At 58.4% G+C, this 7,627-nt stretch carries 8 protein-coding genes and 1 pseudogene; 5 read left to right on the forward strand and 4 right to left on the reverse strand.

Annotation, left to right across the window (positions count from 1 at the left end):
• The coding region (locus tag PH547_RS33230; RefSeq protein WP_184806316.1) for a recombinase family protein at window positions 1-1,784 on the forward strand (1,784 nt) is incomplete at its 5' end.
• A 28-nt stretch (window positions 1,785-1,812) separates the two neighbouring features.
• Here the strand turns inward: PH547_RS33230 and tnpC are convergent.
• Window positions 1,813-3,291, reverse strand: a pseudogene (tnpC, locus tag PH547_RS33235) (IS66 family transposase); the annotation flags it as partial.
• Between the two features lie 62 nt (window positions 3,292-3,353).
• Entirely contained in the window at window positions 3,354-3,530 is a 177-nt protein-coding gene (gene tnpB / locus PH547_RS33915; RefSeq protein WP_162944135.1) for an IS66 family insertion sequence element accessory protein TnpB, read from the reverse strand.
• 20 nt (window positions 3,531-3,550) lie between these two features.
• On the opposite strand from tnpB (PH547_RS33915), the gene PH547_RS33920 reads away from it, so the two are divergent.
• The 4 genes from PH547_RS33920 (at window position 3,551) to PH547_RS33250 (ending at window position 6,857) form a co-directional block, all read left to right on the forward strand.
• A complete protein-coding gene (locus PH547_RS33920) occupies window positions 3,551-3,880 on the forward strand; it encodes a DUF5372 family protein (RefSeq protein WP_184806313.1) in 330 nt (109 codons plus the stop codon).
• A gap of 123 nt (window positions 3,881-4,003) precedes the next feature.
• Window positions 4,004-4,465, forward strand: coding sequence for a helix-turn-helix domain-containing protein (locus PH547_RS33240; protein WP_184806310.1), 462 nt, complete (start codon window positions 4,004-4,006; stop codon window positions 4,463-4,465).
• Window positions 4,466-4,518: 53 nt separating this feature from the next.
• Window positions 4,519-4,755, forward strand: a complete 237-nt coding sequence (locus PH547_RS33245) for a hypothetical protein (RefSeq protein WP_028754843.1) — start codon at window positions 4,519-4,521, stop codon at window positions 4,753-4,755.
• 107 nt (window positions 4,756-4,862) lie between these two features.
• Window positions 4,863-6,857 (forward strand): recombinase family protein, encoded by a 1,995-nt coding sequence (locus PH547_RS33250; RefSeq protein WP_285170453.1) that lies wholly within the window; start codon window positions 4,863-4,865, stop codon window positions 6,855-6,857.
• Here the strand turns inward: PH547_RS33250 and tnpB (PH547_RS33255) are convergent.
• Both tnpB (PH547_RS33255) and tnpA read right to left on the reverse strand, forming a co-directional pair.
• Window positions 6,765-7,097, reverse strand: a complete 333-nt coding sequence (tnpB, locus tag PH547_RS33255) for an IS66 family insertion sequence element accessory protein TnpB (RefSeq protein ID WP_081598427.1) — start codon at window positions 7,095-7,097, stop codon at window positions 6,765-6,767. The two genes, PH547_RS33250 and tnpB (PH547_RS33255), sit on opposite strands and share 93 nt — an antisense overlap.
• Window positions 7,094-7,537, reverse strand: a complete 444-nt coding sequence (tnpA, locus tag PH547_RS33260; RefSeq protein ID WP_015341991.1) for an IS66-like element accessory protein TnpA — start codon at window positions 7,535-7,537, stop codon at window positions 7,094-7,096. Before tnpA ends, tnpB (PH547_RS33255) begins: the two co-directional genes overlap by 4 nt.
• Window positions 7,538-7,627: the final 90 nt, after the last annotated feature.

Genomic DNA, 7,627 nt, shown 5'->3' on the forward strand with positions numbered 1-7,627 from the left:
ATTGGCATACGTTGCTGGAATTTTGTGGTCTGGTCGGCACTCTGATCGTTGACGAAGAGGCTATTTACGATCCGCGCTCGCCTAACGATCGTCTCCTTCTTGGCATGAAGGGTACGATGAGCGAGATGGAGTTATCCGTGTTTCGGCAACGATCCGTCGAGGCCATGCGCCAAAAAGCGCGGCGCGGCGAACTTCATCTGACTGTTGCCGTCGGATATGTGAAGACGGATGATGCCCGTGTCGAGAAAGATCCTGATCGGCGCGTTCAGGAGAGCATTCTGCTCGTCTTTCGTAAATTCGCCGAACTGCAGACCGTCCGCCAGGTGTTGCTCTGGTTCAGGCAAGAGAATGTCTTGGTTCCGTCTGTCAATCAAGGGCGCGGCAAACCGCCGATCGAGTGGAAAGCTCCGGTTTATCATACCCTTCATCACATACTGACAAACCCCGTCTACGCTGGCTCGTACGCCTACGGCCGGCGTGGGACACGGGTGATGATCAAGGATGGGCGCAAACGGGTCATCCGTGATACGTTGCGGCGTAATTCGAAGGACTGGGAAGTTTTGATCCACGACCATCATGAAGGCTATATTAGCTGGGCCGAGTTTGAAAGGAATCAGCATCTGATCGCCGAGAATGCGAATGGAAAAAGCTACATAGGGCGGGGTTCGATAAGGCGTGGCGAAGCTTTGTTGCCTGGACTATTTCGTTGCGGTCGCTGCGGTCGTCGACTGCATATTCAATATTCTGGGAAAGGCGGCAACACGCAGCGATACGTTTGTCGCGGCACATTCGGCGACATGGCGGCTGCAAACTGCATCGGGTTCGGTGGCATGCGCGTCGATCGGGCCGTCGCGCAGGAAGTTCTCGAACGACTGCAACCCCTCGGGATCGAGGCGGCGTTGCAGGCAATGGAGGCGCACACGCAGCGTCATAGCGATAAGCGTCAGCAACTCGAGAACTCAATCAAGCAAGCACAATATGAGGCTGCTCGAGCGCGGCGCCAGTATGACGCTGTCGATCCCGACAATCGGTTGGTCGCGGGCGAGTTGGAAAGACGCTGGAATGAGAAACTGATCCAATTGCGTGACCTGGAGATCGAGCTTGAGACGCTCTCGACCGACCGCGACATGCCCGCGCTATCGGCAGATGACCGTGCAAGACTGATGAAGCTCGGCAGGGACCTGGGGCAGGCATGGGACAGCCCCAGCGTATCCATTGAGACGCGCAAAAAGATCATTCGGCTACTAATCACGGAAATTGTCGTCGATATCGTCGACGACACATTGGCGATCATCATTCATTGGCAAGGTGGAGATCATACCCGGATGACAGTGAAGAAGAACAAGATCGGCCAGACCCGGTGGGCAGTTAAGGCTGATGTTGTCGATCTCGTGCGCGCCTTGGCAAGGCAGTTACCTGATTTGTCAATCGCAGCGATCCTGAACCGCTCCGGCAAGCCGACTGGACATGGCGCCAGCTGGACACGAAGCCACGTCTGCAGTCTTCGCAACATCCACGGCATCCCCGTCTATCGGGAAGGCGAACGGGCTGAACGCGGCGAGAGAACCCTCGACGAGACCGCCGACATTCTGAAGGTAAGTCGAGCTACGGCTTATCGGATGGTAAGCAGCGGCGTCCTTCCCGCTCGACAGCTATGTGCTGGAGCGCCTTGGATCATTCAACTTTCCGACCTTCAAGACGACACTGTTCGCCGCGAAGCAGATGCCAGGCGATCAAGACGTCCGATATCTCAGGATCCGGTTCAAAATCCCCTTTTATTTTAAGGACATCGTCAGATGAGCAGTATGTCGCGCCAACGTCGTGCCCCGCAAAGAGCGCATTGCGGCGATTCATGGCTGGTCGGCGGATCGCGTTTTCCACCAGGTTGGAGTCGATATCGACGTGGCCGTCGTCCAGAAACAGCCGGAATCCGTCCTGCCGCGTCAGCATATAGGCCAGGGCTTTTCCGAGGTCGGACTTGCGTGAGACGCGCTGGGCTTGCGCTGCGAGCCAGGTGAAGAATTCGTCCACCAGCGGGAGGGACAGGTCCTGTCGAACTGCGCGGCGATGTTCGGGATCTGAGCCCCGGATACTGCCTTCGATCTTGTAGAGCGCGGCGATCCGCACCAGCGCCTCGTCGACGATGGGCGATCCACTCTTTGGCGCGGCCTTGATCAGCTTTCTGCGCCCGTGCGCCCAACAGAAAGCCAGCTTCAAGGGATCACCGCCCATCCGGTCCGACGTGGCGAGGTGAGAGTAACCACCGTAGGCATCCACCTGGATTGTCCCGTTGAACCCGTCGAGGATTTCAGCGGCATATTCGCCTTTACGCCCGGGCCGATAATGGAACACCACGCCCGGCGGCGCAGAACCGTTCCAGCCGCGGTCGTCACGCAACACGGCCCAGAGATAACCGGTCTTCGTCTTGCCTCGCCCCGGATCCAACACCGGAGCCGTGGTCTCGTCGACATAGAGCCGCGTGCTTTCAAACAGCAGCCGTTTTGCCATGTAGTCGACCACCGATGCGATTTCGCTGCCCGTGCGCCCCATCCAATCGGAAAGGACCGTGCGGTCTATCGGCACCCCATGTCGCGCCATGACCTCGGCCTGCCGGTTGAGCGGCATATGTTCGGAATGCTTGGAGACGGCAATCTCAGCCAGAAGGGCTTCCGTCGGCCAGCTCCCTTCCAGCAGATACGCCGGCGCTCTGGCCTGGACGACGCCCGTTCGACCCTTGGGGCAGGCGTATTTCGGGCGGATCGTGACGATCACCTCGTAGCGTGCCGGAATCCGGTCGAGCCGTTCCGTCCGGTCTTCACCGATCCGGACCATGTTGCCGCAACCACAGGGGCAGACAATACTGTCGGGCTCGATCACCTTCTCGACCCGCGGCAGGTGTTCGGGTAATGCACGGGCCTTACGCTCCTTGCGAGGGGCGGCCTTGTCCGGATCGGATGCGCCGGCTTCGATCTTTTTCTCGACGGCGGCGATCCGCGCCTGTGTTTCGGCAATCGCCGTTTCAAGGTCTTCCAGCGCCAGTTCCATCTGCGCCGGATCGAGCTTTTCCGATTTCGGCCCGAACTTCGTGCGCCGATAGTCGTGAACCTGCCCCTCAAGCTTCTCGACCAGTTCCTTCAGCTCGGCGATGAACGCGTCCCTTTCGGCAACCACAGCCTGCTCATGTTGACGTGCAGCACGCTCGACCGACAGTTCGAACTCCATCGCCGCAAAGGCTTTGACAACCTCTGGCGGAAGGTCCGGAAACAGGCTGAGATCAAGGGGCGATGACATGCGGCCTTATAGCAAGGCAGCACAAAAAAGCCAAATAAAACAATGCAAAGGCGGCCGGATATTTACCCTGCCGCGGACGGCGCGGTCACCCGTTGCGCCATGACCCGTCGCCAGTCAAGACCTTCGAACAAAGCCTCATATTGAGCCCTGGAAAGACGCATGGTCCCATCCTGAACCTTGGGCCAGGCAAAGTTTCCATGTTCAAGAATTTTGTACCTTATCTGAGAATGCAGCCTCAACCAGCGCAGATCAGCAGCTAGTGCGGGTCACGCATCCGTTTCATCCTCTATTCGCACGGCAGCTGCCCTGCGTTGGCAAGCGAAGTAACTTACAGGGCAGCCGTTTGCTGTTGCAGACCGACGATGGCGCCATATGGCCGCTTCCCCCTCAATGGACTGATCTTGTGAGCGTTGATCCGGAAGTTGCCGCGAGCAACGGGCGGGCGCTCTTGCTGGTTTCGAACTTGATGGAATTGGCCAACATGGTGGAACACCTTTGTGACAGGTTGGCAGCGCGGTCGCGAGCGGAGTGTAAGGATAATTATGCCGCTAATGTAGACGAGATTATGCCGCAAGAGGACTCGCAATGAGCAATATATCCCGATTTGTACGCCACATTTCCCTAATTTGCTCAGAGAATGTCCTTGATACAAATCAGAAGTGCGGTATAATTAGCATTACATTAATGCTCGATCTCATACCCGGAGCCCGCAATGCCTGCGAAGTACGGCGGCAAGCGATCAAAGATGGATGCCCTCATCGACGAGGGCACCTTCAATCCAAATTCCGAGAAGGTGCGCGACCCGAAGTTCCGCGGCAGCGAGTTCTTCGATCCGCGCGACGCCGTCCAGGTCAAATACGAGATGCTGCGACGCGTCTCCGTCGACAACGTCTCGGTAACGGACGCTTCCGACGAGTATGGTGTTTCCAGACCGACCTACTACCAGGCCAAGGCAAACTTCGACACGAGTGGGATTGCTGGACTGGTGCCGGCAAAGCCGGGTCCCCGCGGGCCCCACAAGGTCGACGACAAAGTCCTGGCATTTCTGCAGGCAAGGCTGGTTCCGGGCGTACCCGTTCATGCACGCGAGCTCGCCATGATGGTCCGCAACGAACTCGATATCGAGCTTCATCCCAGGACGATCGAGCGGGTGTTAAAAAAAACGATCCGCTAGACGTTGCCACGGGACCGGCATGTTCATTGCCGGCCATCGCGGACCAGTACGAGATGCTGCGCAGTGCAGCTCTCGGCGAAGTTCTGCCGCTCAAGGCCCGTAGCGGCCTCATGCTTTTTCTGCGCCGCGGCATGTGGGGATGGGCCCGTGCACTGCCTGCGGCGGCAAGCCCTGATCAAGACCCGTTTTACCTGTCATTGGCCACCCGACCGGCGCGCGACGACCTCAGCGCCGTCGTTCATGTCCTGGCGACCATCGCCATGAGCATCCACCAACGGAGAGCACCATGAACATGAATGTACACCTCAAAGTCCAGTCCCATCACCGTGAACGCAGCGCCTACCTCTACATCCGCCAATCTTCGATGCGGCAAGTCATCGACAATACCGAGAGCGCCATGCGGCAATATGCGCTTCGCGGGCGCGCTATCGCACTTGGTTGGCGCGACGAGCAAATTATCGTCATCGATAACGATCAGGGTGAATCCGGCGCATCGGCGGTCTGGCGCGAGGGATTTCAGCGGCTGGTCAGCGATGTCGGCATGGGGCATGCCGGGATCGTCATGGGTCTGGAGGTCTCCCGGCTGGCGCGCAACAATGCCGACTGGCAGCGTCTACTGGAGATCTGCGCCCTTGCTGACACCCTGATCCTCGACGAGGACGGTGTCTATGACCCGGCAAGTTTCAACGACCGCCTCCTGCTCGGCCTCAAGGGAACAATGAGTGAGGCCGAACTGCATGTGATCAAGGCAAGGCTGCGCGGCGGTATTCTCAACAAGGCACGGCGCGGCGAGTTCCGTTGCCCCCTGCCAACCGGACTGGTCTATGACCATTCCGGCAATGTGGCTCTCGATCCGGACATGCAAATTAGAGAGACGATTGCTCATTTCTTTGAGACGTTCTCTCGCGTCGGATCCGCCTCCCAGACCGTCAAGGCCTTTCGTCAGGAAGGTATTCTCTTTCCCTCCCGCCTGCACGATAGCCAGACTGTTTTTCGGCCACTGACGCCTTCGACGGCGATGCGCGTGCTGCATAATCCACGTTACGCCGGAGCCTATGCCTATGGTCGCCGTCGCTATCGACGAACCATCGATGGCAAAAAGCTCGTCCGTGAACAAGGTACCGACGATTGGACGGCGTGTATTCCAGATGCCCATCCCGGCTATATCAGCTGGGAGCAGCACCAAGAGAACCTGAGGATTCTAAAGTCGAACATCTGCCATAAATGGAACGCCGGTGTCGCATCGCCTCCGCGGGAAGGACCGGCGCTGCTGCAGGGACGGGCCGTGTGTGGGCAATGCGGCAGGCATTTTCACATGCGCTACGCTGCCCGACGCGGTCGACAGGAAGCCTGGTACGTTTGTGACCGCGCCCGTAGCAATCGCGGAGAACACGTGTGCCAGGCGATCTCTGCTCCTCCCGTCGACGAAGCCATCGGCATGTTGATCGCGGATCAGATGACGCCGGCAGCCGTCGAACTGGCAATTGAAGTCCGCAAAGAAATCGAAGCGCGACATGAAGAGGCGGACCGGCTGCGCTGTCGCGCAATCGAGCGCGCCCAAACCGAGGCCGATCTCGCCCAGCGCCGTTTCATGCTCGTCGATCCCAATAACCGCCTTGTCGCCGACACGCTCGAAGGGGAATGGAACGAGAAGCTCCGCATCTTGGCTAATGCCCGCGAAGAGCGCGAGCGCGCCCAGGAGCACGATCAATTCATCCTCAATAAGGCCGTCCAAGAGCGGTTGGTCACAATGACGGCGGACTTCAAAAAGCTCTGGACCAATTCAGAGACCCCGAACCGCGAACGAAAGCGCTTGCTTGCCCACATCATTGAGGATGTCACCCTCCTCAAACTACCGAAGAGAGGCACAACCAAGGCTCATATTCGCTTCAAAGGCGGCAAAACCCAGACACTCGTCACCATCAGCCCAAAATCGCCCAGCCAGCAGGTCAAGACGAGCCCCGACGTCATCCAACTGATTGATAAACTCCTCGACGATCATATTTTTTCCGAGATCGCCGACATTCTCAACAATCAGGGATACCGTCCGGGCTCGGTGACGCGCCGTGACCAGCGCAACGCCCGCTTCACAACCAAACGCGTCACCTATCTTGTTCGCGAATACAAGCTGAGATCACGCTATGACCGGCTCCGGGATCGTGGGATGTTGACAAAGAAGGAGGCGGCTGCACACCTCAATATCCATGAGCATACCCTCGCCAGATGGGCTGAACATGGCCTCGTCACCAGCCATGCCTACAACGGACACTATTACCTGTACGAGCTTCCGAAGAGCGATTTACCGCAAAAGCAATGCAGTCGATGGAACCAACTCGTCGATCGCCTCGCCGCCCATAAGGAAAATGCCAGACACGCCAAAACCTTCAACTGAATCCGAAAGAGAGATGCAGTATGAATGCAGATCGTTGTAGGTTAGCACCATTCCGGTGCCATCCCACACCAGGATCTTCAGGCGATCGCCGCGCTTCGACCGGAAGATCACCGTCACCCCGGAATGCGGATCGAGCTTCAATTCGGTCTGCACCATCAGAGCCAGCGCCTGATGCCCACAGCGGAAGTCAACCGGCCGCGTTGCAATCAGGATCGGCAGGCGTTGGCCCGCGACGATCATGCCGTCCCTCGCATGGCTCGCACCAGAGCCGCCACACGTTCAACCGGCACATCGCCGGGAACCCGCATCACAACGTCCGGGCCGATCTCCAATGTCAAGACCGACGAAACCGTCGCCGGCAGCGGCGGCGCCAAAACACTCACAGCCTCGCTCGGCTCTGCCGCAATCGCCAAAGGCACAAATGCAGGCTCGGCATCGCCGCTCTCCGACTGGCCCGACATAGTCTCAAAAGGCAACGCCAGAATGCCCTCGCGCACTTGCCGGCGCCACAAGGAAAGCTGGTGCGCAACAACGTCATGACGGCGCGCGACATCAACAACACGAACGCCAGGCTCAAGGCTTTCCGCCACGATCCGCGCCTTCACATCGTCCGGCCAACGCCGGTTTCCGCGGCGCGGCTCGACAACTTCGTAACGCCCAACAAATCCATCATCTGCCATGCAAATCTCCAGATAGTCCTGGAAACCTTCTCGCACACCCGGCAAGCCTCAAAATATAGCCAATTCAATGGGGCGGAGACGGCGCTTACG

It is taken from the genome of Rhizobium cerradonense, assembly GCF_030182455.1.
Taxonomy (GTDB): Bacteria; Pseudomonadota; Alphaproteobacteria; order Rhizobiales; family Rhizobiaceae; genus Rhizobium.